The organism is Streptomyces sp. NPDC005017, assembly GCF_042873115.1.
GTDB lineage: Bacteria > Actinomycetota > Actinomycetes > Streptomycetales > Streptomycetaceae > Streptomyces.
On the sequence record NZ_JBIALD010000026.1, the window covers coordinates 35293 to 60190 of the forward strand.

General features: G+C 72.0%; 21 protein-coding genes and 1 pseudogene. 18 read left to right on the forward strand and 4 right to left on the reverse strand.

Going from position 1 to position 24898, the window contains the following annotated elements; translation table 11 throughout:
* Positions 1–127 precede the first annotated feature (127 nt).
* The 8 genes from recG (at position 128) to mutM (ending at position 7460) form a co-directional block, all read left to right on the forward strand.
* Positions 128–2329 (forward strand): ATP-dependent DNA helicase RecG, encoded by a 2202-nt coding sequence (recG, locus tag ACFYR0_RS30440; RefSeq protein ID WP_389335122.1) that lies wholly within the window; start codon positions 128–130, stop codon positions 2327–2329.
* Positions 2330–2435: 106 nt separating this feature from the next.
* On the forward strand, positions 2436–3020 hold the full coding sequence (gene rsmD / locus ACFYR0_RS30445; protein ID WP_389335125.1) for a 16S rRNA (guanine(966)-N(2))-methyltransferase RsmD: 585 nt from the start codon (positions 2436–2438) through the stop codon (positions 3018–3020).
* Between the two features lie 26 nt (positions 3021–3046).
* Positions 3047–3526 (forward strand): pantetheine-phosphate adenylyltransferase, encoded by a 480-nt coding sequence (gene coaD / locus ACFYR0_RS30450; protein ID WP_386378115.1) that lies wholly within the window; start codon positions 3047–3049, stop codon positions 3524–3526.
* A gap of 58 nt (positions 3527–3584) precedes the next feature.
* On the forward strand, positions 3585–4682 hold the full coding sequence (locus tag ACFYR0_RS30455) for a cell division initiation protein (RefSeq protein WP_389335128.1): 1098 nt from the start codon (positions 3585–3587) through the stop codon (positions 4680–4682).
* Positions 4683–4828: 146 nt separating this feature from the next.
* On the forward strand, positions 4829–5482 hold the full coding sequence (locus ACFYR0_RS30460) for a YceD family protein (RefSeq protein ID WP_386378068.1): 654 nt from the start codon (positions 4829–4831) through the stop codon (positions 5480–5482).
* Positions 5483–5484: 2 nt separating this feature from the next.
* Entirely contained in the window at positions 5485–5658 is a 174-nt protein-coding gene (rpmF, locus tag ACFYR0_RS30465) for a 50S ribosomal protein L32 (protein ID WP_386378067.1), read from the forward strand.
* 19 nt (positions 5659–5677) lie between these two features.
* Positions 5678–6496 (forward strand): ribonuclease III, encoded by an 819-nt coding sequence (rnc, locus tag ACFYR0_RS30470; protein WP_389335133.1) that lies wholly within the window; start codon positions 5678–5680, stop codon positions 6494–6496.
* Between the two features lie 79 nt (positions 6497–6575).
* The gene (mutM, locus tag ACFYR0_RS30475) at positions 6576–7460 is read left to right on the forward strand and encodes a bifunctional DNA-formamidopyrimidine glycosylase/DNA-(apurinic or apyrimidinic site) lyase (RefSeq protein ID WP_389335136.1); all 885 of its coding nucleotides are present in this window, start codon (positions 6576–6578) and stop codon (positions 7458–7460) included.
* On the opposite strand, the gene ACFYR0_RS30480 is transcribed toward mutM, so the two are convergent.
* On the reverse strand, positions 7433–7819 hold the full coding sequence (locus ACFYR0_RS30480; RefSeq protein WP_389335139.1) for a winged helix-turn-helix transcriptional regulator: 387 nt from the start codon (positions 7817–7819) through the stop codon (positions 7433–7435). The genes mutM and ACFYR0_RS30480 overlap by 28 nt on opposite strands.
* A gap of 208 nt (positions 7820–8027) precedes the next feature.
* Between ACFYR0_RS30480 and ACFYR0_RS30485 the strand changes: the two genes are divergently transcribed.
* Positions 8028–8468 (forward strand): hypothetical protein, encoded by a 441-nt coding sequence (locus ACFYR0_RS30485; protein WP_389335142.1) that lies wholly within the window; start codon positions 8028–8030, stop codon positions 8466–8468.
* A gap of 49 nt (positions 8469–8517) precedes the next feature.
* On the opposite strand, the gene ACFYR0_RS30490 is transcribed toward ACFYR0_RS30485, so the two are convergent.
* The gene (locus ACFYR0_RS30490; RefSeq protein WP_389335145.1) at positions 8518–9735 is read right to left on the reverse strand and encodes a CAP domain-containing protein; all 1218 of its coding nucleotides are present in this window, start codon (positions 9733–9735) and stop codon (positions 8518–8520) included.
* A 119-nt stretch (positions 9736–9854) separates the two neighbouring features.
* Between ACFYR0_RS30490 and ACFYR0_RS30495 the strand changes: the two genes are divergently transcribed.
* From ACFYR0_RS30495 to ACFYR0_RS30510, 4 genes and pseudogenes are all read left to right on the forward strand, one after another.
* A complete protein-coding gene (locus tag ACFYR0_RS30495; protein ID WP_386378050.1) occupies positions 9855–10136 on the forward strand; it encodes an acylphosphatase in 282 nt (93 codons plus the stop codon).
* Positions 10137–10517: 381 nt separating this feature from the next.
* A complete protein-coding gene (locus tag ACFYR0_RS30500) occupies positions 10518–10721 on the forward strand; it encodes a hypothetical protein (protein WP_386378049.1) in 204 nt (67 codons plus the stop codon).
* A 211-nt stretch (positions 10722–10932) separates the two neighbouring features.
* Positions 10933–14523 carry a chromosome segregation protein SMC gene (smc, locus tag ACFYR0_RS30505; protein ID WP_389335150.1) on the forward strand — a complete coding sequence of 1197 codons (3591 nt, stop codon included), beginning with the start codon at positions 10933–10935 and terminating at the stop codon, positions 14521–14523.
* Between the two features lie 25 nt (positions 14524–14548).
* A pseudogene (locus ACFYR0_RS30510) lies at positions 14549–14922 on the forward strand (MFS transporter); the annotation flags it as partial.
* Positions 14923–15132: 210 nt separating this feature from the next.
* Here ACFYR0_RS30510 and ACFYR0_RS30515 read toward each other — a convergent pair.
* On the reverse strand, positions 15133–16104 hold the full coding sequence (locus tag ACFYR0_RS30515) for an LLM class flavin-dependent oxidoreductase (RefSeq protein ID WP_389335153.1): 972 nt from the start codon (positions 16102–16104) through the stop codon (positions 15133–15135).
* Between the two features lie 265 nt (positions 16105–16369).
* Between ACFYR0_RS30515 and ftsY the strand changes: the two genes are divergently transcribed.
* The gene (gene ftsY, locus ACFYR0_RS30520) at positions 16370–17581 is read left to right on the forward strand and encodes a signal recognition particle-docking protein FtsY (RefSeq protein ID WP_389335156.1); all 1212 of its coding nucleotides are present in this window, start codon (positions 16370–16372) and stop codon (positions 17579–17581) included.
* Between the two features lie 79 nt (positions 17582–17660).
* Here ftsY and ACFYR0_RS30525 read toward each other — a convergent pair whose 3' ends face one another.
* A complete protein-coding gene (locus tag ACFYR0_RS30525) occupies positions 17661–18323 on the reverse strand; it encodes a bifunctional DNA primase/polymerase (RefSeq protein WP_389335159.1) in 663 nt (220 codons plus the stop codon).
* Positions 18324–18756: 433 nt separating this feature from the next.
* Here ACFYR0_RS30525 and ACFYR0_RS30530 point away from each other — a divergent pair, with 433 nt between their 5' ends.
* From ACFYR0_RS30530 to ACFYR0_RS30545, 4 genes are all read left to right on the forward strand, one after another.
* A complete protein-coding gene (locus ACFYR0_RS30530) occupies positions 18757–20235 on the forward strand; it encodes a hypothetical protein (RefSeq protein ID WP_389335162.1) in 1479 nt (492 codons plus the stop codon).
* 403 nt (positions 20236–20638) lie between these two features.
* Complete coding sequence (locus ACFYR0_RS30535; protein WP_389335165.1) at positions 20639–21976, forward strand: ammonium transporter; 1338 nt, start codon at positions 20639–20641, stop codon at positions 21974–21976.
* Entirely contained in the window at positions 21973–22311 is a 339-nt protein-coding gene (locus ACFYR0_RS30540; RefSeq protein WP_003997576.1) for a P-II family nitrogen regulator, read from the forward strand. Before ACFYR0_RS30535 ends, ACFYR0_RS30540 begins: the two co-directional genes overlap by 4 nt.
* 23 nt (positions 22312–22334) lie before the next feature.
* Entirely contained in the window at positions 22335–24782 is a 2448-nt protein-coding gene (locus tag ACFYR0_RS30545; RefSeq protein WP_389335168.1) for a [protein-PII] uridylyltransferase, read from the forward strand.
* Positions 24783–24898: the final 116 nt, after the last annotated feature.

Below are 24898 nucleotides of genomic sequence, written 5' to 3' on the forward strand. Positions count from 1 at the left end.
CGGCACCGGGGTCGGGGCGGCGGCCGCGGGGAGGAGATGGCCGGGCTGGTCATCCTAGGGCCCGGACGAGCCGTCTGACCAGGACTTTCCCGGTACGTATACGGCAATGTCAGTGCCGTGGTGTGCAATGGATCTCGTGCCCGCACTGGAAGAACCACTGAAGAAGGTGCTCGGCCCCGCCACCGCGAAGGTGATGGCCGAGCACCTCGGCCTGCACACCGTCGGTGACCTGCTGCACCACTACCCCCGCAGATACGAGGAGCGCGGCCAGCTCACCCACCTCGCCGATCTGCCGATGGACGAGCACGTCACGGTGGTCGCCCAGGTCGCCGACGCACGGCTGCACTCCTTCGCCTCCGCCAAGGCGCCCCGCGGCAAGGGCCAGCGCCTGGAGGTGACCATCACCGACGGCAGCGGCCGGCTCCAACTGGTCTTCTTCGGCCACGGCGTGCACAAACCCCACAAGGAACTCCTGCCCGGCACCCGCGCGATGTTCTCCGGCAAGGTCTCCGTCTTCAACCGCAGACTCCAACTCGCCCACCCGGCCTACGAACTGCTGCGCGGCGACAGCGAGGAGACCGTGGAGACCTGGGCCGGCGCACTGATCCCGATCTACCCCGCCACCGCCAAGCTGGAGTCCTGGAAGCTGGGCAAGGCCGTCCAGACGGTCCTGCCCGGTGCCCAGGAGGCCGTCGACCCGCTGCCGCCCGCCCTGCGCGAGGGCCGCGGTCTCGTCACCCTGCCCGAGGCCCTGCTCAAGATCCACCGCCCGCACACCCGGTCCGACATCGAGGACGCCCGCTCCCGCCTCAAGTGGGACGAGGCCTTCGTCCTCCAGGTTGCCCTGGCACGCCGCCGCCACGCCGACAACCAACTCCCCGCCGTGGCCCGCGGACCGAAGCCGCGAGGCCTCCTGAGCGCCTTCGACGACCGCCTCCCCTTCACCCTCACCGAGGGCCAGCGCAAGGTCTCGAAGGAGATCTTCGACGACCTCGCCACGGAACACCCGATGCACCGGCTTCTCCAGGGAGAGGTGGGCAGCGGCAAGACGATGGTGGCCCTGCGGGCCATGCTCGCCGTCGTGGACGCGGGCGGGCAGGCGGCCATGCTGGCGCCCACCGAGGTGCTGGCGCAGCAGCACCACCGCTCGGTCGTGGAGATGATGGGCGAGCTGGCCGAGGGCGGGATGCTGGGCGGCGCCGAGCACGCCACCAAGGTCGTGGTGCTCACCGGGTCGATGGGCGCGGCCGCCCGGCGTCAGGCACTGCTCGACCTGGTCACCGGCGAGGCCGGGATCGTGATCGGCACGCACGCGCTGATCGAGGACAAGGTGCAGTTCCACGATCTGGGCCTGGTCGTCGTCGACGAGCAGCACCGCTTCGGTGTGGAGCAGCGCGACGCCCTGCGCGGCAAGGGCACGCAGCCGCCGCATCTGCTGGTCATGACGGCCACGCCGATCCCGCGGACGGTCGCCATGACGGTCTTCGGCGACCTGGAGACCTCCGTCCTGGACCAGCTCCCGGCCGGGCGGTCCCCGATCGCCAGCCATGTCGTGCCCGCCGCCGACAAGCCGCACTTCCTGGCCCGCGCCTGGGAGCGGGTCCGCGAGGAGGTGGGCAACGGCCATCAGGCGTACGTGGTCTGCCCCCGCATCGGCGACGAGGAGGACGACCCGAAGAAGGCGAGGAAGACCGCCGAGGACGAGGCCGAGAAGCGGCCCCCGCTCGCCGTCCTGGACGTGGCCGACCAGCTCGCCAAGGGGCCGCTCCAGGGCCTGCGGGTGGAGGTCCTGCACGGCCGTATGCACCCGGACGACAAGGACGCGGTGATGCGCCGCTTCGCCGCGGGCGACACGGACGTCTTGGTGGCCACGACGGTCATCGAGGTCGGGGTGAACGTCCCGAACGCCACGGCCATGGTGATCATGGACGCCGACCGCTTCGGTGTCTCCCAGCTCCACCAGCTGCGCGGACGCGTGGGCCGCGGCTCCGCCCCGGGACTGTGCCTGCTGGTCACCGAGATGCCCGAGGCCAGCGCCGCCCGCCAGCGGCTGAACGCCGTCGCCTCCACGCTCGACGGCTTCGAGCTCTCCCGGATCGACCTCGAACAGCGCCGCGAGGGCGATGTGCTCGGCCAGGCCCAGTCGGGTGCCCGTACCTCGCTGCGCGTGCTCGCCGTCATCGAGGACGAGGAGATCATCGCCGAGGCCAGGGAGGAGGCCATGGCCGTCGTCGTGGCCGACCCGGAGCTGACGGGCCTCCCCGGCCTGCGTACGGCGCTGGAGGCCCTGGTGGACGAGGAGCGGGAGCAGTACATGGAGAAGGGGTGAGGTCCGTCGGCCCGGGCGCGCGGGGCGGTCGGCCGTACGCGGCTACCGCCGTCCGGGCGCGACCGACGACAATGAACCGAGAGCCGCCCACGAGCAAGGACCGAAGATGACCCGCGTGATCGCCGGCGCGGCCGGCGGACGTCGCCTGGCCGTACCCCCCGGCACAGGAACCCGCCCCACCTCCGACCGCGCACGCGAAGGACTCTTCTCCACCTGGCAGTCCCTGCTGGGCGGACCCCTGGAAGGCGACCGGGTCCTCGACCTCTACGCCGGTTCGGGAGCGGTCGGCCTGGAAGCCCTCTCCCGGGGCGCCGGCCACACCCTCCTGGTGGAGGCCGACGCGCGGGCCGCCCGGATCGTCCGGGACAACGTGAAGAACCTCGCCCTCCCCGGAGCCGAGGTGAGGCACGGCAAGGCCGAGCAGGTCATCCGTACGGCACCCCCGGCGCCGTACGACCTCGTCTTCCTGGACCCCCCATATGCGGTCACAGACGACGATCTTCGGGAGATTCTGCTCACACTCCGCTCGGAAGGCTGGCTCACACCGGAGGCGCTCGTCACCGTGGAGCGCAGCACCAGAGGTGGCGAATTCCGGTGGCCGGACGGCTTCGAACCGCTCCGGGCCCGGCGCTACGGCGAGGGAACGTTTTGGTACGGTCGCGCCGCCTCCACGTGCGAAGACGCACGATGACCGGACCCGAGAGCGAGGGATACCCAGTGCGCCGCGCCGTCTGTCCAGGGTCGTTCGACCCGATCACCAACGGGCATCTCGACATCATCTCCCGCGCCTCCCGCCTCTATGACGAGGTGTACGTCGCGGTGATGATCAACAAGGCCAAGAAGGGCCTGTTCGAGATCGAGGAGCGGATCGACCTGATCCGCCAGGTCACCTCCGAGTACGAGAACGTCCGGGTCGAGGCATTCCACGGCCTGCTCGTCGACTTCTGCAAGCAGCGCGAGATCCCCGCCATCGTCAAGGGCCTCAGGGCGGTCAGCGACTTCGACTACGAGTTGCAGATGGCCCAGATGAACATCGGCCTCACCGGCGTGGAGACGCTGTTCGTGCCGACGAACCCCACCTACAGCTTCCTGTCCTCCTCGCTCGTCAAGGAGGTCGCGACCTGGGGCGGCGACGTCTCCCACCTGGTGCCGCCGCTCGTCTTCGAGGCCCTGAACAGGCGCCTGCGCGAAGCCTGATGGCACTACAGTCGTCCCGTCCGTCTCCATCACAGCTGTAGAGAGTGGCGAGCACACGGTGGACGTGCAGAACAAGCTCGACGAGATCGTCGCCGCGGTCTCCGGTGCCCGGTCGATGCCCATGTCGGCCTCGTGCGTGGTCAACCGCGCCGACCTGCTCTCGATGCTCGAAGAGGTGCGGGCGGCGCTGCCCGACTCGCTCGCGCAGGCCCGGGAACTGATCGGCGACCGCGAGCAGATGGTCGAGCAGGCCCGTCAGGAGGCCGACCGGATCATCGAGCACGCGCACGCCGAGCGCGGCTCCCTGATCTCCGACACGGAGGTCGCCCGCCGCTCCCGGAACGAGGCCGAGCGCATCCTCGCCGAGGCCCGCCAGGAGGCCGAGGAGATCCGCGCGGAGGCCGACGACTACGTCGACTCCAAGCTCGCCAACTTCGAGGTCGTCCTCACCAAGACGCTCGGTTCGGTCGGCCGCGGCCGCGAGAAGCTCCTCGGCACCGGACCCGGCCCGGGCGAACAGGGGTACACGGACCCGGAGGACGACGACGCCCCCGAGCGCAGCCATGACCCCGAGACCCTGCGCCGCGACGCCGACGCCTACGTCGACATGAAGCTGGGCGCCTTCGAGGCGGTGCTCGCCAAGACCCTGGACGCCGTCGGCCGCGGCCGGCAGAAGCTGCACGGCCGGATCGCCAGCGACGACCTCGGCGCACTCTCCGACGAGGCCGGCACCCTCCAGCACTCCAGCGACGCCGACTACCTCGCCGACCTCGCGGCCCTCGCCGAGCGCGACGCCCCGGCCGAGCAGCACCGCCGCCCCGAGTACGAGCCCGAGCCGCAGCCGGCCTACGGCTACCAGCAGCAGGCCGACCCCTACGCGGGCTACCAGCAGCAGGACCCCTACGCCGCCTCGGCGGGCTACGCGCAGACGGACACCGGCTCCTACCAGCAGGCCGCGCAGGCGGACCCGTACGGCTACCAGGGCTACGCCCCTCAGCAGCCCGCCTACGAGCCGCAGCAGGCCCACGAGCCCCACGAGGCTCACCAGCCCCATCAGTCGCAGCAGGGCTACGCGCTCGACGAGACCAGCCTGTTCGACACCAGCATGATCAGCGCCGAGCAGCTCAGGGCGTACGAGCAGGGGCGCGGCCAGTAGCCCGCGGGGGGCGGCGACCACCGGATTGGGCCGAGAGCGAAAGGTCCAGTATCCTGGCTGTTCGGTCGCGCCTACGCCCGCGATCAGCGCTGCCCCGGGGACACCGAGGGGCGGCGTCCCTCTGAGTCAGAAGATCGAAAGCAGGAATGGCCTCCAACGCCCGCCTCGACCACCGCAACCCCTTCGTGTTCGACACACACGAGCTGGGGCGGCGTCCTGGTGCGCTGCAGCGGCTGACCCGCACGGTCGACGCTCCGAGGGACCTCGGTCTCGCGGGAGTCATCGGAATGCCGGAAGGCGTCCCGGTGGAGCTCGAACTCCGACTCGAGTCGGTCATGGAAGGGGTGCTCGTCACAGGCACCGCCCGTGCACAGGCCGAGGGAGAGTGCGTAAGGTGTCTGGAGCCGCTTCAGCTCGACGTCGAAGCGGAATTCCAGGAGATGTTCTCGTACCCTGACGCCGACGAGCGGGGCCGTGTGAAGACGGCTCCCGACGACGACGCCGAGGACGACGAGGACAGGCTCTTCCTCGAGGACGGCATGTTCGACCTCGAGCCCGTGCTGCGTGATGCGGTGGTGCTCGCACTGCCGATGCAGCCGGTGTGCCAGGAAGACTGCCCGGGCCTGTGCTCCGAATGCGGAGCGCGCCTCGCGGACGACCCGGACCACCACCACGACGCCGTCGACATCCGTTGGGCGGCTTTGCAGGGACTCGCCGGTTCGCTCGAACCCGGCGAGAAGGACGAGATGAGCGGCGGCGCGACTCGATCAGCGCGCGCCGACGAGAAGCAGGAGAAGTAGCCGTGGCTGTTCCGAAGCGGAAGATGTCGCGCAGCAACACGCGCCACCGCCGGTCGCAGTGGAAGGCTGCGGTCCCCACCCTGGTTGCGTGCGAGCGCTGCCAGGAGCCCAAGCAGCAGCACATCGCGTGCCCGTCTTGCGGCACCTACAACAAGCGCCAGGTCCTCGCGGTCTGAGCGGCTGGTGAGAGGCACAGTGTCCACGCCGAAGAAGAACTCTGCGGACAACACGGCCTCGTCCCACACGCTTCTGGAAGGGCGGCTCGGCTATCAGCTCGAGTCCGCCCTTCTGGTGCGAGCGCTGACCCACCGTTCCTACGCGTACGAGAACGGCGGTCTGCCGACGAACGAGCGCCTGGAGTTCCTCGGGGACTCCGTGCTGGGCCTCGTCGTGACGGACACGCTGTACCGCACTCACCCCGACCTGCCCGAAGGACAGCTGGCCAAGCTGCGGGCCGCGGTGGTGAACTCGCGTGCGCTGGCGGACGTGGGACGCACGCTCGACCTCGGCTCCTTCATCCGGCTCGGCCGCGGTGAAGAGGGCACGGGAGGCCGGGACAAGGCGTCCATCCTCGCCGACACCCTTGAAGCGGTGATCGGCGCGGTGTATCTCGACCAAGGGCTGGACTCGGCGGCGGAGCTGGTGCACCGCCTGTTCGACCCGCTGATCGAGAAGTCCTCGAACCTCGGTGCCGGCCTGGACTGGAAGACCAGTCTCCAGGAGCTCACCGCGACCGAGGGGCTCGGTGTCCCCGAGTACCTGGTCACGGAGACCGGACCCGATCACGAGAAGACCTTCACTGCTGCCGCCCGCGTCGGAGGCGTCTCGTACGGCACCGGCACCGGCCGCAGCAAGAAGGAGGCGGAGCAGCAGGCCGCGGAGTCCGCGTGGCGGGCCATCCGGGCCGCCGCCGACGAGCGCGCCGAGGCCGCCGCCCGGGCGACGGCCGAGGGCGGCACCCACGCCACGGCCACGGCCGCGGGCGACGCCGATGCTCCGAAGGCCTCCGCCTGACCGACCCATATGACCGAGCGCCCGCGCCCCCTCGGGGCCGGGCGCTCGGTTCGTCCACCCGCCAGTCACCGGGGGAGCCATGCCGGAGTTGCCCGAGGTCGAGGTCGTACGACGGGGCCTGGAACGGTGGGTCGCCCACCGGGTCGTCGCCGAGGCCGAGGTGCTGCACCCGCGCGCGGTGCGCCGCCACACGGCCGGGGCCGACGACTTCGCCCACCGCCTCAAGGGTCACCGCGTGGGCGTCGCGCGTCGCCGCGGCAAGTACCTGTGGCTGCCGCTGGAGGACTCCGGCCAGGCGGTCCTCGCCCACCTCGGCATGAGCGGCCAGCTCCTGGTGCGGCCGCACGAGGCACCCGACGAGAAACACCTGCGCATCCGCGTCCGGTTCGCCGACGCGCTGACATCAGCCGCTGCCCCGGCGGGCGGCACCGAGCTGCGCTTCGTCGACCAGCGCACCTTCGGCGGGCTGTCGCTGCACGACACCTCCGAGGACGGCCTGCCCGACGTCATCGCGCACATCGCCCGCGACCCCCTGGACCCGCTGTTCGACGACGAGGCCTTCCACCAGGCACTGCGCCGCAAGCGGACCACCGTCAAACGGGCCCTGCTGGACCAGTCGTTGATCAGCGGCGTCGGCAACATCTACGCGGACGAGGCCCTTTGGCGCTCCCGCCTGCACTACGACCGCCCCACGGCCGGCTTCACCCGCCCCCGCACCCTCGAACTCCTGGGCCATGTGAGGGACGTGATGAACGCGGCCCTCGCCGTCGGCGGCACCAGCTTCGACAGCCTCTACGTCAACGTCAACGGCGAGTCCGGCTACTTCGACCGTTCCCTGGACGCGTACGGCCGCGAGGGACTGCCGTGCAAGCGCTGCGGCACGCCGATGCGCAGACGTCCGTGGATGAACAGGTCCAGCTACTTCTGCCCGAAGTGTCAGAGAGTGCCGCGGGCCTCGTCGTAACGGCCGCGCGCGGCCAGCACCTCGTCCATACGGCCCTCCACGAAGTGGATCAGGCCCAGCAGACGCGTGGCGACCTCGTGGCCGAGCGGGGTGAGCTCGTAGTCCACCCGGGGCGGATTGGTCGGCTGGGCCTCACGGTGGACCAGGCCGTCGCGCTCCAGGGCGTGCAGCGTCTGGGAGAGCATCTTCTCGCTGACGCCGTCGACCCGGCGGCGCAGTTCGCTGAAGCGGAGCGAGCCCTCGTGCAGCGCCCCCAGCGTGAGCGCGCCCCAGCGCCCGGTGACGTGCTCCAGCGTGCCGCGCGAGGGGCAGGCCTTGGCGAAGGCGTCGTAGGGGAGGTCCTGGGGCGCGGTCGTCATGCTTTCGAGACTACAGCGCTAACCGTGGGTCAGCGCCGGGTCGTCCCCGTGCCCGGCAGCCGGCGAAGGCCCGATCTGCCAGGTCCGGGGAGGGCCTCCGGTGTCCCGGCCCGGGATGCCGGTGGAGCGCGGTCGTGCCAGTGTGGGAGAGGTCGCGCCGCTTCGAGCGTTCCTTCGCCGCATGGCCCCGCCACCCTAGGAGTCCGCCATGGCCCGTGACGCCGTGCCCCCCAGAACGGCCGCTGCCGATCCCCACCCGTGGCGTGCGTCCGCGTCGGGTACCACCGTCCTCGCGGCAGCACTGATGATCTTCGGTGGCGCGATGGCGATCTTCGAGGGCATCGCCGCCGTCGCCGAGGACGATCTGTTCCTCGCGACGCGCCACTACGTCTTCGAGTTCAGCCTGGCGGGCTGGGGCTGGGTGCACCTCATCCTGGGCGTCGTCATCGTCGCCGCCGGTTGCGCCGTGCTCAGCGGAGCGCTGTGGGCACGCTACTTCGGCGTGTTCGTGGCGGGCCTCGGCGCGATCGCCAACTTCCTGTGGGTGCCCTACTACCCGCTCTGGGCCCTGACGCTGGTCGCCGTCAACCTCTTCGTCGTCTGGGCCCTGTGCGCGGGCATGCACCGAGAGGCCCACGCCGCGGCGTAGACACGGCGACGCGAGCCGACCGCCCCGGCCGCGACGCGCCGGGCCTGTGTCAGTAGCCGAAGTCCTGCGTCCACCAAGGGCCGCCGTCGCCGTAGTGCACGCCGACGCCGAGGGTCTTGAAGTCGCAGTTGAGGATGTTGGCGCGGTGGCCGGGGCTGTTCATCCAGGCCTGCATCACGGCCGCGGCGTCGGCCTGGCCGCGGGCGATGTTCTCGCCGCCGAGGTCGATGATGCCGAGCTGCTCGGCACGGTCCCAGGGGGACGAGCCGTCGGGGTCGGTGTGGTCGAAGAAGCCCCGCTGGGCCATGTCCTCACTGAACACACGGGCCAGGCCGGTCAGCGCGCTGTTCGCGGCGAGCGGGGTGCAGCCCGCGTTCTCGCGCTCGACGTTGACCAGCCGCAGCACTTCGGCCTCGGCCGCCGCCTCCGCGGACACCGTCACGGGCGCCTTCGGCTCGGCGGGCCCCTTGGTGGCCTTCCTGGACGGCGTGTCGGCCGGCTTCTTCGAGGGGGTCGCCTTCGGCTTCTTCTTCTCGGCCGGAGGCTTCGTCGGCGACGCCGAGGCGGAGGGCGACGCGCTGGGCGCGGGCGCCGCGGGCTCGGTGCCCCGCGGGGCGGAGCCGGGCTGTTCGTGGCTCGGCTCCTCGGGGGCGGCGCCGGACGTGCCGCCCTGCTGGGACTCCAGGTTGCCGGGGCTGTGCGCGGACTGCACCTGGTCGGAACTGCTGCCGCCGAGGCGGTAGTTGTCGACGCCGGGCAGCACGCCGGTGGAGACCGCGACCGCCCCGAGCGCGACCGCGGCGGACACCCCGAGCAGCCCGGTGCGCACCGGCGTGACCGCCTTCTTGCGCGGCCGGCGGTGGGAGCGGGTGCGGAACGCGGCGTCCTGTCCCGTGTAGCGCGTGCCGGGGCCGGAGACCGGCGGACCGAGTGGCTCGGCCCCGTCGTCCGCGCGCCAGTCGGTGGCATAGAGGTAGGCCGTGCTCGAGGCGTAGGCCTCCGCGTAGGCCTCAGGGTTCAGATAGGGCGCGATGCCCGGGGCGCCGTGGCCCCCGTACGGGTGCTGCGGGTCGGACGCGATGCCCGGGGCGCTGTATCCGCCCCCGTACGAGTGCTGCGGGTCGCGGCTCCCGGCGACGGAGTCGTCCGTCGGCGTGACCCCCGTGACGCGGCCCGTGGCGGCGCGGCCGGCGGCGATGCGTCGGTGGCGTCCCATGTTCTGGCCTTCCTCGTCCATGCGGTACTGGCCGTCGACACGTCCCCCCACGGCCAACACAGCTCACCCGATCGGGTGAGTTTCAGATGAGATTCATTGGGTGGGGACGGTACCGCATGCCACGCGGTGAGGAAGTGCCCCTAGGGACAATGGCCGGTTAGGTTGCACCCATGAGCGACGATGTGCGATTGGTCGCCTGGGTGCGCGGGCGCGTCCAAGGTGTGGGTTTCCGCTGGTTCACCCGGGCCAAGGCCCTGGAGATCGGCGGGCTGAGTGGTTTTGCTCTCAATCTCGACGACGGCCGTGTGCAAGTGGTCGCCGAAGGGGCGCGGCCGGGGTGCGAGGGGCTGCTGGAGTGGCTGCTGAGTGACGACACGCCCGGGCGCGTGGACGGGGTGACCGAGATCTGGGACACACCGCGTGGCGGCTACGACGGCTTCGCCATTCGCTGACCCCGTACGGCGCAAGGGCCCCGGCGGCCGCGCCGGGGCATTCCGCCGGAGGCCCCCGGAAGGGGAAACCGCCTGGTGGTTGCCAAGAACCCCTTGCCGTGACAGGCTCCGCACGGAAAGATGATCGCCACACCCCCAGGGCCCCGCAGGAGTCGTCACGCCGCCGTTCTTCCGGCCGCGGACCCCGGGTCGCCGCCAATACGGGGTGTGATCGTGTTGACCGTCAAACTTTTTGGTGAGACGCTGAAAGCCCCGCGCACCTTAGCTGTTTGGCATGGAACAACGGCAGAGCAAGACGTACTCCTGCCAAGCACCGCGGGTGCGAATCCCTCACGACCCATACCGCTTCGGTCGGTCACTCAGTGTGGAGGACCATCCATCATGGCAAAGGCGCTTCTCGGTTACGTCGGCGGCTCCGACCCTCGACTCCTCGCCGAGATGCGACGGCTCCAGCAGCGCGTGCAGGACCTGGAATCGGAGCTCGTACGAATCCAGGCGGAGAACGACGTGCTGACGGCTGCCGCTTCTCACCACGAGATCATGGAGAGCATCGACGCACACCAGGCGGAGCCTGCGCTCACCTGATCACTGCATCGCAGCACATCGACACGCAGTGGTTGGGCAGCCCGTATCAACCGCTCAGTTGTCAGATTTGCAAGGGACGCTCCGGCGTCCCTTCTTTCTTTCCCCCGTGCATCCTTTCACCCTCTTCAACGTCTGGTGTGCCCTTCGCGTTCACCGGCGAAACCGCGCGTTCATGGAGTGAGACCGGCGGCTGAAGGTAGAGTCCAGCGCCGTGCACCTCAAGGCCCTGACCCTCCGCGGGTTCAAGTCGTTCGCCTCGGCGACCACGCTCCGGTTCGAACCGGGCATCACGTGCGTCGTGGGGCCGAACGGCTCGGGCAAGTCCAATGTCGTGGACGCGCTGAGCTGGGTCATGGGGGAGCAGGGCGCGAAGTCGCTGCGCGGCGGCAAGATGGAGGACGTCATCTTCGCCGGCACCACCGGCCGCCCGCCGCTGGGCCGTGCCGAGGTGTCGCTGACCATCGACAACTCCGACGGGGCGCTGCCCATCGAGTACGCCGAGGTCACCATCACGCGGATCATGTTCCGCAACGGCGGCAGCGAGTACCAGATCAACGGCGACACCTGCCGTCTGCTCGACATCCAGGAACTGCTCTCGGACTCCGGCATCGGCCGCGAGATGCACGTCATCGTCGGCCAGGGCCAGCTCGACTCCGTCCTGCACGCCGATCCGACGGGCCGCCGGGCCTTCATCGAAGAGGCCGCCGGTGTGCTCAAGCACCGCAAGCGCAAGGAGAAGGCGCTGCGGAAGCTGGACGCGATGCGGGCCAACCTCGCGCGCGTGCAGGACCTGACGGACGAACTGCGCCGCCAGCTCAAGCCGCTCGGCCGACAGGCCGCGGTCGCCCGGCGCGCTGCGGTCATCCAGGCGGACCTGCGCGACTCCCGGCTGCGCCTGCTCGCCGACGATCTCGTACGGCTCCGGGAGGCACTCAAGGCCGAGGTCGCCGACGAGGCCGAGCTGAAGCAGCGCAAGGAGACCGCCGAGCAGGAGCTGCGCAAGGCGGTCCAGCGCGAGGGGCTTCTGGAAGACGAGGTCCGCCGGCTCACGCCCCGGCTCCAGCGCGCGCAGCAGACCTGGTACGAGCTCTCCCAGCTGGCCGAGCGGGTGCGCGGCACGATCTCGCTGGCCGACGCCCGCGTGAAGAGCGCGACCTCCGTGCCCCCGGATGAGCGGCGCGGCCGTGACCCCGAGGACATGGAGCGCGAGGCCGCCCGTGTCCGCGAGCAGGAGGCCGAGCTGGAGGCCGCCCTGGAGGCGGCGCAGCGGGCCCTCGACGACACCGTGACCCACCGCGCGGAGCTGGAGCGCGACCTCGCGACCGAGGAACGGCGTCTGAAGGACGCCGCCCGTGCCATCGCCGACCGCCGTGAGGGGCTCGCCCGGCTCGCCGGGCAGGTCAACGCCGCCCGCTCCCGCGCCGCTTCGGCCCAGGCCGAGATCGACCGGCTCGCCCTCGCCCGCGACGAGGCCCGGGAGCGCGCGGTCGCCGCGCAGGAGGAGTACGAGGCGCTGCAGGCCGAGGTCGACGGCCTGGACGCGGGCGACGCCGAACTCGCCGGGCGCCACGAGGATGCCAAGCGGCAGCTCGCCGAGGCCGAGGCCGCCCTGTCCGCCGCCCGCGAGGCGACCACCACGGCCGAACGCCGGCGCGCCGCGACTCAGGCCCGCCACGAGGCGCTGGCCCTGGGCCTTCGCCGCAAGGACGGCTCGGGCGCGCTGCTCGAGGCGCGGGACCGGCTCACCGGCGTGCTGGGCCCGGCGGCGGAGCTGCTGACGGTCACCGCGGGGTACGAGGTCCCGCTGGCGGCGGCCTTCGGAGCGGCGGCGGACGCCATCGCCGTAGCGTCCCCGGCCGCGGCGGCCGAGGCGATCCGTCTGCTGCGCAAGCAGGACGGGGGACGGGTGGCGCTGCTCCTGGCGGGAGCGGCCGCCGAGCCGGACCCAGGGAGCGCGGAGCCCGGCCACCGCCACGCGGGCGCGCCCGGTCACGACGAACCCGCGCCGCCCGTGGCCCGGTTCGTCCAGGCCCCCGCCGACCTGATGCCCGCGGTGCACCGCCTCCTCGGCGGCATCGTCCTGGTCGACACCCTCGAAGCCGCGGAAGACCTCGTCCACACCCACCCCCACCTCACGGCCGTCACCGCCGAAGGCGACCTACTGGGTGCCCACTTCGCCCACGGCGGCTCGGCCGGCGCCCCCAGCCTCCTGGAGGTCCAGGCCTCCGTGGACGAGGCCGCGGCGGAACTGGAGGAACTCGGCGCCCGCTGCGAGGAACTCACCGAGCGGCAGGCGGAAGCCGCCGAGCGGCGCAGGGCGGCCGGCGTCCTGGTCGAGGAACTCGGCGACCGGCGCCGCACCGCCGAGCGCGAGAAGTCGGCCGTCGCCCAGCAGCTCGGACGGCTCGCCGGCCAGGCCCGGGGCGCCGCGGGCGAGGCCGAGCGCAGCAGCGCCGCGGCCGCGCGGGCCCAGGAGGCGCTGGAGAAGGCGCTCCAGGAGGTCGAGGAGCTGGCCGAACGGCAGTCCGTCGCCGAGGAGATGCCGTTCGAGGAGGAGCCCGACACCTCGGTGCGGGACCGGCTCGCCGCCGACGGCGCCAACGCGCGCCAGACCGAGATGGAGGCCCGCCTCCAGGCCCGTACGCACGAGGAACGGGTCAAGGGTCTGGCCGGGCGGGCCGACTCGCTCGACCGGGCCGCCCGCGCGGAACGCGAGGCACGCGCGCGTGCCGAGCAGCGCCGGGCGCGGCTGCGGCACGAGGCGGCGGTGGCGCAGGCGGTCGCCGCGGGCGCGCGCGTCCTGCTGGCGCATGTCGAGGTCTCCCTCGGCCGCGCCGAACGCGAACGTGCCGCGGCCGAGGCCGCCAAGGCGCGCCGCGAGCAGGAGCTGACCGCGGCCCGTACCGCGGGCCGGGACCTGAAGGCCGAGCTGGACAAGCTGACCGACTCGGTGCACCGGGGCGAGGTGCTGGGCGCCGAGAAGCGGCTGCGGATCGAGCAGCTGGAGACGAGGGCGCTCGAGGAGTTGGGCGTGGAGCCGGCGGGGCTGGTCTCCGAGTACGGCCCGCACCAGCCGGTGCCCCCGTCCCCGCCCGCCGAGGGCGAGGTGCTGCCCGAGGACCCCGAGGACCCGCGCAACCAGCCGAAGGCGTTCGTGCGGGCGGAGCAGGAGAAGCGGCTCAAGGCGGCGGAACGGGCCTACCAGCAGCTGGGGAAGGTGAATCCGCTCGCCCTGGAGGAGTTCGCGGCGCTGGAGGAACGGCACAAGTTCCTCAGCGAGCAGTTGGAGGACCTGAAGAAGACCCGCGCCGACCTGCTCCAGGTCGTCAAGGAGGTCGACGAGCGCGTCGAGCAGGTCTTCACCGAGGCGTACCGGGACACGGCGCGGGAGTTCGAGGGCGTCTTCAGCCGGCTGTTCCCGGGCGGTGAGGGCCGGCTCGTGCTGACCGATCCCGACAACATGCTCACCACCGGTGTGGACGTCGAGGCGCGTCCGCCGGGCAAGAAGGTGAAGCGGCTGAGCCTGCTCTCCGGCGGCGAGCGCTCGCTGACGGCCGTCGCGCTGCTGGTGTCGATCTTCAAGGCCCGTCCGAGCCCGTTCTACGTCATGGACGAGGTCGAGGCGGCGCTCGACGACACCAACCTCCAGCGGCTGATCCGGATCATGCAGGAGCTCCAGGAGGCTTCGCAGCTGATCGTGATCACCCATCAGAAGCGCACGATGGAGGTCGCCGACGCGCTCTACGGCGTGTCCATGCAGGGCGACGGCGTGTCGAAGGTCATCTCCCAGCGTCTTCGCTAGATCAACTCCACTGGTCCTTCAATACGTCGCGTTCTCCTGCTCCTCGACCCTGCGGCAGTCGGTCGGTGCCGACCCGACGGACTCGTTCTTCTGCTCCTTCACCACGTCGATCATCAACATCGTCGGCACGGTCATCGCGATGATCTTCGTGGACCGGACCGGACCGGCCGCCGTCCGCTCGCCCTCATCGGCTCCGTCGGCATGGCGGTCGGCCCGGCCCTGGCGGCCTGGGCGTTCTCCTTCGACCTCGCCGACGGCGAGCTGCCCGCCACGCAGGGCTGGGTCGCCCTGGTCGCCGCGCACATCTTCGTCCTCTTCCTCGCCCTGTCCTGGGGCGTGGTGGTCCGGGTCACGCTCGGCGAGATGTGCCCGAACCGGATCCGCGCCGCCGCCATGGGGAGGAACCGGGCGCCCAGCGAGCGCACCACCTCCGAGCCCCACACGGTCGTACGCCGGGACTCGAAGCCGCCGGACCGGGAGACGTCGTCCGGCACGTCGAGCACGCGCATCCCACCGTCGGCGTCCCACACGAACACGTCCACCAGCAGACTCATCCCCGCAGTGGATCACCGGTCGGCGGGTCCGGCCAGGCGAAATCGTGTACGGGGCTCAGCCCGCCAGCGCCGGAAGCACCTCCCGCGCGAACAGCCGCAGACTGCGCCAGCCCTCCTGCACCGGCATCCCGCCCACCAGCGGATGCAGTACACAGGTGTCGAGGCCGAGGCCCACGCACTCGTCCGGGGTGACGACCCGGTACACGCCCTCCGCGCGCAGTTCCTCCACCGTGCCGGCCGCCGATCTGACCGCCGAGCGTATCTCCGAGGACTGCCAGGAGGCGTAGGTGCGGGCCTCGTGCAGGAAGCGGGCGCCGTGCTCGGCCCAGGTGCGGTCCGGGTCGGCGGACACGTGCAGCAGCGGGGTCTCGGCCGCGGGCATCATGGTCCAGCCCTCGGTGCCGTACTCCACCAGCCGCTCCTTGTAGTACGCCTCCAGCTCCGGCAGGTGCGCGCTCGGGAAGAACGGCAGCCCGAACCGCGCGGCCCGGCGGGCGGCCGCCTTCGAGGAGCCGCCGACCAGCAGCAGGGGGTGCGGCCGGGTGAACGGGCGCGGGGTGACGCGTACCGTACGGCCCCGGTACGCGAACTCCTCGCCGGTCCAGGCCTTCAGCAGCGTCTCCAGCAGCTCGTCCTGGAGCCTGCCGCGGCGGGCGAAGTCCACGCCGAACATCGCGTACTCCTCGGGCCGGTACCCGATCCCGGCGACCGTGGCCAGTCGGCCGCCGCCGATCAGGTCCAGCACGGCGATGTCCTCGGCGAGCCGAAGCGGGTCGTGCAGCGGGCCGATCACCGCCGACACGGTCACCGCGAGCCGCCTGGTCGCGCCCAGGACCGCGCCCGCGAAGGCGAACGGCGACGGCAGCCAGTTGTCCGCGACCCCGTGGTGCTCCTCCGTCTGCACGGTGGTGATCCCGTGCCGGTCCGCGTACGCCGCCATCTCCAGCGCCGCGCGGTAGCGGGCCGCGAGCGATGCGGGGGTGGCTCCGGGTTCGACGAGGTTGAGGCGTACGACCGTGACGGGCATGGGGTTCCCCTCCGACGGGCGGCTCGGCAGGGGGACCGTAGCTGACGGAATGTCAGATAACCAGGGGTGCGGCGACCCGCCGGTGTCCGGACAGGCCGCGTGCTCGGGCCCGGACGGGCAGGCCCGCAGGGGCCCGTGCGGGTGGCTCGCCCGCAGCCGCGCATGTGCGAGGGCCGCCCCCGCCCACGTGTCCCGCCGCGCCCGCCCATCGGACGAACGTCCAAGCCGTGTCCGAGCCGGACCCATGGCCGATACTGGACGGGTTATGGAAACCGTCATCCTTGCTGTAGTCATCGCCGTGGTCGTGCTCGGCGCGCTCGGCGGGCTCGTCATCGGCAGCCGACGGAAGAAGTCGCTGCCGCCGCCCCCGCCCGCCGCGCCCGAGATCACCACCCCACCGGCCGAGCCGCACGTCGGCGACGAGGCCGAGACGCCGCGGGACGAGCCCCGCCGGACGATCGAGGAGGTGGACCTTCCCGGTGGCGGCGCCCCCGTCACGGTGGAGGAGCCGCCCGTCGCCGAGGAGCTCCCGCCCACCGAGATCGAGATCCCGGAGCCCACCGCGGGACGCCTCGTGCGCCTGCGCGCCCGGCTGTCCCGCTCCCAGAACGCCCTCGGCAAGGGGCTGCTCACGCTGCTGTCGCGCGAGCACCTCGACGACGAGACCTGGGACGAGATCGAGGACACCCTGCTGACCGCCGACGTCGGCGTGCAGCCCACCATGGAACTGGTCGAGCAGCTGCGCGAGCGCGTGAAGGTGCTCGGCACCCGCACGCCCGAGGAGCTGCGCGGACTGCTGCGCGAGGAGCTGCTCAAGCTCGTCGGCACCGATGCCGACCGCACGGTGAAGACCGAGCCGGAGGACCGCAAGCCCGGCATCGTGATGGTCGTCGGCGTCAACGGCACCGGCAAGACCACCACCACCGGCAAGCTCGCCCGCGTGCTGGTCGCCGACGGGCGCACGGTCGTCCTCGGCGCCGCCGACACCTTCCGGGCCGCCGCCGCCGACCAGCTCCAGACCTGGGGCGAGCGCGTGGGCGCCCACACCGTGCGCGGGCCCGAGGCCGGCGACCCGGCCTCCGTCGCCTTCGACGCGGTGAAGGAGGGCAAGGAGATGGGGACCGACGTGGTCCTCATCGACACCGCCGGCCGTCTGCACACCAAGACCGGTCTCATGGACGAGCTCGGCAAGGTCAAGCGGGTCGTGGAGAAGCACGCCCCGCTCGACGAGGTGCTGCTCGTGCTCGACGCCACGACCGGTCAGAACGGCCTGGTGCAGGCCCGTGTCTTCGCCGAGGTCGTCGACATCACCGGCATCGTCCTCACCAAGCTCGACGGCACCGCCAAGGGCGGCATCGTGATCGCCGTCCAGCGCGAGCTGGGCGTGCCCGTCAAGCTCGTCGGTCTCGGCGAGGGACCGGACGACCTGGCCCCGTTCGAGCCCGAGGCGTTCGTGGACGCGCTCATCGGGGAGTGACACCCGCCCGCCGATCCGTGATCGAGAAGCGCCCGCCCCCAAGGTGCAGTTGGGGACGGGCGCTTCGTCATGGGGCCGGTCAGGCGCGCGAGCGGTGTGCCACGTAGGCCAGCGTGCCCAGCAGCAGCCGGGCCTGGGGCGGCCTGGTGGCCGAGTCGAGGCAGGGCGCGCGGAGCCACTGGACGGGGCCGAGGCCGCCGCGGTCGGAGGGCGGCGCGGTGATGTGCGTGCCGTGCCCGAGCGCGCGCAGATCGAGGCCCGGGTCGTCCCAGCCCATCCGGTAGAGCAGCGCGGGCAGCTCGGCCGCGGCGCCGGGGGCGACGAAGAAGTGGGCCCGGCCGTCGGGCGTGACGGTGACCGGGCCGAGCGGCAGACCCATGCGCTCCAGCCGTACCAGCGCCCGCCGCCCGGTCGCCTCGGCGACCTCGATGACGTCGAAGGCCCGCCCGACCGGCAGCATCACCGCGGCGCCGGGGAACTGGGACCACGACTCGGTCGCCTCGTCCAGCGTCGCCCCGGCCGGCACCCCGGGGGCGAACTCCAGAGGGTGCGCGCCGGGCGTGCGGCAGCCGGTCCGGCCGCAGGAGCAGGCGCCCGCGGCGGTCCGGGCACCGGGGACGACGTCCCAGCCCCACAGGCCGGTGTACTCGGCCACGGCGGTGCACTCCGACGCGCGCCCGCGGCGGCGCGTACCGGACCGGATGTCGCGAATGCCCCGACTACTGCCGATCGTGAAACCCATGCCCCCTCCAACGGGTCCGACGCGCCGGTGGTTACGAGACGGACGGGCGAGGAACAGAAACGGTCCGTCACCGGTGCGAAGGGCGCCCTCGCGCGCACCGGGTGGTGTGCCCGGCGGCGCGCGCCCCTGCGTGCACCGCTGCGCCCACTTCCGGCTGTCCTGTGTCAAGTGAATCGCGAGTAGGGCGACGTGAGTTCATTCGAAGGGGTGGCGAATGGTGGCGTTTACCGGATCGCCATGGCCGGAGGGGTGATCGTAGGATTACTTTGAGTGCACAAGACGGTGCGGCACTTGCACTCGTGGGTATGCCGGGGGCAATCCGGTTTCCCGTTCGAAGGGTGGAACCACCGGACGGGCGGCCCGTTTGACGGGCATTCTGATAGGGCTTGACGCAAGGTGGCGGCAAGCGGTCTTCAGGGATGGGGGCGCTCCAGTGGGCGGCAACGGCGGAGGCGGGACGAACGCTGAGAAGCGCCCCAACGAGCTGCTCGGCTCCTGGTTCGTGCGCAGTGGCTGGTCGAAGGGCGAACTGGCACGGCAAGTGAACCGCCGGGCACGTCAGTTGGGCGCCAACCACATCTCCACCGACACCTCGCGGGTGCGCCGGTGGCTCGACGGGGAGAACCCGCGCGAGCCGATCCCCAGGATCCTGTCCGAGCTGTTCTCCGAGCGCTTCGGCTGTGTCGTCTCCGTCGAGGACCTGGGGCTGCGGGCCGCCCGTCAGACGCCCTCCTCCTCCGGCGTCGACCTGCCCTGGACCGGCCCCCAGACGGTGGCGCTGCTCAGCGAGTTCTCGCGCAGCGACCTGATGCTCGCCCGGCGCGGCTTCCTCGGCACCTCCCTCGCCCTGGCCGCCGGCCCCTCCCTCATCGAGCCCATGCAGCGCTGGCTGGTGCCGGTCGCCCCGGGCCCCGTGCCGCAGCCCGAGCCCGGCGGACCCGCCCATCGCGCCCGCGGTGAACTGTCCAGGCCAGAGCTGGATCTGCTCGAGTCCACCACCGTGATGTTCCGCCAGTGGGACGCCCAGTGCGGCGGCGGTCTGCGCCGCAAGGCCGTCGTCGGCCAGCTGCACGAGGTCACCGACCTGCTCCAGGAGAGCCAGCCCGAGGCCACGACCCGTCGGCTGTTCAAGGTCGCCGCCGAACTCGCCGAACTGGCGGGCTGGATGTCGTACGACATCGGTCTCCAGCCCACCGCCCAGAAGTACTTCGTCCTCGCGCTGCACGCCGCCAAGGAGGCGGGCGACCGGCCGCTCGGCTCCTACGTGCTGTCCAGCATGAGCCGCCAGATGATCCACCTCGGGCGGCCCGACGACGCCCTGGAGCTGATCCACCTCGCCCAGTACGGCAGCCGGGACTGCGCCAGCCCGCGCACCCAGTCGATGCTGTATGCGATGGAGGCCCGCGCCTACGCCAACATGGGGCAGCCCGGCAAGTGCAAGCGGGCCGTGCGGATGGCCGAGGACACCTTCGCCGAGGCCGACGAGTGGGACGAGCCCGACCCCGACTGGATCCGCTTCTTCTCCGAGGCCGAGCTGTACGGCGAGAACTCCCACTCCTTCCGGGACCTCGCCTATGTCGCAGGCCGCAGCCCCGCCTACGCCTCCCTGGCCGAGCCCCTGATGCAGCGGGCCGTGGAGCTGTTCGCCAAGGACGACGAACACCAGCGGTCCTACGCGCTCAACCTCATCGGCATGGCCACCGTGCATCTGCTCCAGCGCGAGCCCGAGCGGAGCACCGTGCTGGCCGCGCAGGCCATGCGGGTCGCCAAGAAGGTGCGTTCCGAGCGCGTGAACACTCGTATCCGAAAGACCGTGGACACCGCCGTACGCGATTTCGGCGACCTCGCCGAGGTGCTCGACCTCACCGACCGGCTCGCGATCGAGCTTCCCGAGACCGCCGAGGCGGTCTGAGGCACCGGCGGCACCACCCCTGAACCCCGGCCGCGGCCGGCCCTCCCGAACTGCCCGACTCGGCTCCCCCGTGCCAGTCATTCGGAAGGCTGCCGCGGCCGGGCTGTCTTTTGCGGCTAAGCCGAGGCCGCTCTCGCGGAGGTGGTTGCTCGCCGTCGTGGTTGCTCAAGGGGTGGCTGCGGTTCGTCCCGGCGAAGGTTGCGCCACGATAACGATCTCGCGGGCCCGGATCCCGCGATTCACCGACGCGTAACACACACGGTGCCTTCGTCACCGCCGCGAAACAACGAGGGGCTTCCACCGAAACCGCGCTGCGCGAATCTCATGGCGCATAACCGGCCCACCCCTCAATCCGCTCAAGGCTCTGCCCGCACGGGGCCGTACCAACGACGAGGAGACGCCGATGGCACCAGCCATCACGCTTGCCGCAGAGACGGAGCTCTCTGCCGCCAACACAGGTTTCATGCTCATCTGCTCCGCCCTGGTGATGCTCATGACGCCGGCGCTGGCCTTCTTCTACGGAGGCATGGTCCGGGTCAAGAGCACCCTGAACATGCTGATGATGAGCTTCATCAGCCTCGGGATCGTCACCATCCTGTGGGTGCTCTACGGCTTCTCGCTCGCCTTCGGCACCGACTCGGGCAGCCTCATCGGCTGGAACTCCGACTGGGTCGGCCTCAGCGGGGTCGACAAGGACGAGCTGTGGGGGACGTACAACATCCCGCTCCTCGTCTTCATGGTCTTCCAGCTGATGTTCGCGATCATCACCCCCGCCCTGATAAGCGGTGCGCTCGCGGACCGTGTGAAGTTCAGCGCCTGGGCGCTGTTCATCGCCCTGTGGGCGACCGTCGTCTACTTCCCCGTCGCCCACTGGGTCTGGGGTGAGGGCGGCTGGGCCTTCGACATGGGCGTGATCGACTTCGCCGGTGGTACGGCGGTGCACATCAACGCCGGTGCCGCGGCCCTCGGCGTGATCCTCGTCATCGGCAAGCGCGTCGGCTTCAAGAAGGACCCGATGCGCCCGCACAGCCTGCCCCTGGTGATGCTCGGTGCCGGTCTGCTGTGGTTCGGCTGGTTCGGCTTCAACGCCGGCTCGTGGCTCGGCAACGACGACGGTGTCGGCTCCCTGATGTTCGTCAACACGCAGGTCGCCACCGCCGCCGCCATCCTCGCCTGGCTCGTCTACGAGAAGATCCGCCACGGCGCGTTCACCACGCTGGGCGCCGCCTCCGGTGCCGTCGCCGGTCTGGTCGCCATCACCCCCTCCGGTGGTGCGGTCTCCCCGGTCGGCGCGATCGCCGTCGGTGCCGTCGCCGGTCTGCTGTGCGCCATGGCGGTCGGCCTGAAGTACAAGTTCGGCTACGACGACTCGCTCGACGTCGTCGGCGTCCACCTGGTCGGCGGTGTCGTCGGCTCCCTGCTCGTCGGCCTCCTCGCCAGCGGCAAGGGCCAGTCCAAGGTCGAGGGCCTCTTCTACGGCGGCGGCCTGGAGCAGTTCTGGAAGCAGTGCGCCGGAGTCTTCGGTGTCCTCGCCTACTCGCTGGTCGTCTCCGCGATCCTCGCCTTCATCCTCGACAAGACCATCGGCATGCGGGTCTCCGAGGACGACGAGGTCGCCGGCATCGACCAGGCCGAGCACGCCGAGACGGCATACGACTTCAGTGGCGCCGGCGGCGGTGCCGCCCGCACGGCCGCCCCGGCCCCGGTCGCCGACACTGCGAGCAAGAAGGTGGACGCATGAAGCTCATCACCGCGGTCGTCAAGCCCCACCGGCTCGACGAGATCAAGGAAGCCCTCCAGGCCTTCGGCGTGCACGGTCTGACCGTGACCGAGGCCAGCGGATACGGTCGGCAGCGCGGCCACACCGAGGTCTACCGGGGTGCCGAGTACACCGTCGACCTGGTTCCCAAGATCCGTATCGAGGTGCTGGCCGAGGACGACGACGCCGAGCAGCTGATCGACGTCATCGTCAAGGCCGCCCGCACCGGCAAGATCGGTGACGGGAAGGTCTGGTCCCTGCCGGTCGAGACGGCCGTACGGGTCCGCACCGGCGAGCGCGGCCCGGACGCGCTCTGACACAGAAGAACAGGAGTCGCTGGGTGACGAGCACGAACGTTCGTACGGAAGAAGAGGACTCGGGACCCAGCGGCTACGCGGCGGCCCGGCTGCGTCTCCTCACCGAGGAGGCGCGGTCCGGGCCGCCGCGCCGTGCCGCCCTCGCCGGGCTCACCGACGATTGGCTGGCCGGACTGTTCACCGCCGGCGCCGGGCGACTGCGCGGAGTCTCCCTGATCGCCGTCGGCGGCTACGGCCGCGGCGAACTCTCCCCGCGCAGCGACCTCGACCTGCTCCTCCTGCACGACGGCACCGACCCCGAGGCGGTGGCCGCGCTCGCCGACCGCGTCTGGTACCCGGTCTGGGACCTCGGACTCGCCCTCGACCACTCCGTGCGCACCCCGGCCGAGGCGCGCCGGACCGCGGGGGAGGACCTCAAGGTCCAGCTCGGCCTGCTGGACGCCCGGCACCTCGCCGGCGACCTCGGCCTCACCGCCTCGCTGCGCACCACCGTCCTCGCCGACTGGCGCAACCAGGCACCCAGACGCCTGCCCGAACTCCAGGAACTGTGCGCCGAACGCGCCGAACGCCAGGGCGAGCTCCAGTACCTCCTGGAACCCGACCTCAAGGAGGCCCGCGGCGGGCTGCGCGACGCCACCGCCCTGCGCGCGGTCGCCGCCTCATGGCTCGCCGACGCCCCGCGCGAGGGCCTCGACGACGCCCGGCGCCACCTCCTCGACGTCCGCGACGCCCTCCACCTCGCCACCGGGCGCGCCACCGACCGGCTCGCCCTCCAGGAACAGGACCAGGTCGCCGCCGGGCTCGGCCTCCTCGACGCCGACACCCTGCTGCGCCAGGTCTACGAGGCCGCCCGGGTCATCTCCTACGCCAGCGACGTCACCTGGCGCGAGGTCGGCCGGGTGCTGCGCTCGCGCGCGGTACGGCCGCGGCTGCGCGCCATGCTGGGCGGCGGCAAGCCGGTCGCCGAGCGTTCGCCCCTGGCCGAGGGAGTCGTCGAGCAGGAGGGCGAGGTGGTGCTCGCCCGCGCCGCCCGCCCCGAGCGCGACCCGGTGCTGCCGCTGCGCGCCGCGGCCGCCGCCGCCCAGGCCGGCCTGCCGCTCTCCCTGCACGCCGTCAGGCGGCTCGCCGCGACCGTGCGCCCGCTGCCCACGCCCTGGCCCGCCGAGGCGCGCGAGCAGCTCGTCACCCTGCTCGGCTCCGGCCGCCCCACCGTGGAGGTCTGGGAGGCGCTGGAGGCCGAGGGCCTGATCACCCGCATCCTGCCGGACTGGGAGCGGGTGCGCTGCCGCCCGCAGCGCAACGCCGTGCACGTGTGGACCGTCGACCGGCACCTCATCGAGACCGCGGTGCGTGCCTCCGAGTTCACCCGCCGCGTCAGCCGCCCCGACCTGCTGCTGGTCGGCGCGCTGCTGCACGACATCGGCAAGGGCTGGCCCGGCGACCACTCCGTGGCCGGTGAGATCATCGCCCGCGACGTGGCGACCCGGATCGGCTTCGACCTCTCCGACGTCGCCTGCCTCGCCACCCTCGTACGGCACCATCTGCTGCTCATCGAGACGGCCACCCGGCGCGACCTGGAGGACCCGGCCACCGTGCGGGCCGTCGCCGAGGCGGTCGGCTCCCAGAGCACGCTGGAGCTGCTGCACGCCCTGACCGAGGCGGACGCCCTGGCCACCGGCCCGGCCGCCTGGTCCTCCTGGCGCGGCTCGCTCGTAGCCGACCTGGTCAAACGCGTCTCCGCGGTGCTCGCCGGGGACACCGCCGACGAGCCCGAGGCGGCCGCCCCGACCGCCGAGCAGGAACGGCTCGCCATCGAGGCGTTCCGCACCGGCGGCCCCGTGCTCGCGCTGCGCGCGCAGACCGAGCCGCCGGCCGGGGAGACCGCGGCGGAGGGGCCCGAGCCACTGGGCGTGGAGCTGCTGATGGCCGTACCGGACCAGCCGGGGGTGCTGCCCGCCGCCGCGGGCGTCCTCGCCATGCACCGGCTCACCGTCCGCACGGCCGAGCTGCGCGCCTTGGACCTGCCCCAGGGCGTCGACGGCTCGGTCCTGGTGCTGAACTGGCGCGTCGCCGCCGAGTACGGCTCCCTGCCGCAGGCCGCCCGGCTGCGCGCCGACCTCGTCCGTGCCCTGGACGGCTCGCTGGACGTGGCCGGGCGCCTCGCCGAGCGGGACGCGGCCTACCCGAGGCGCCGCGGGGTCGTCGCCCCGCCGCCGCACGTGACGGTGGCCCCTGCCGCCTCGCGCCACGCCACGGTCATCGAGGTGCGTGCCCAGGACGCCCCAGGCCTGCTCTTCCGGATCGGCCGGGCCCTAGAGGACGCGGCGGTCCGGGTGCGCAGCGCCCATGTCTCCACGCTCGGCGCGAACGCCGTCGACGCCTTCTACGTCACGGGGGAGGAGGGCGCCCCGCTGCCGGGGGAGGAGGCCGCCTCGGTGGCACGGAAGCTGGAGGAGATGCTCCGGGCGTGACCTCACGGTCGTGTCATACGTTGACGTGATGAGCTCCCCGCACCCCCGGGGGTGTTCCGGCGTGCGGGGCGGTGCTCATCACCGCGTGCCCGTGCTCCCCGCACGCCGGTGGTGTC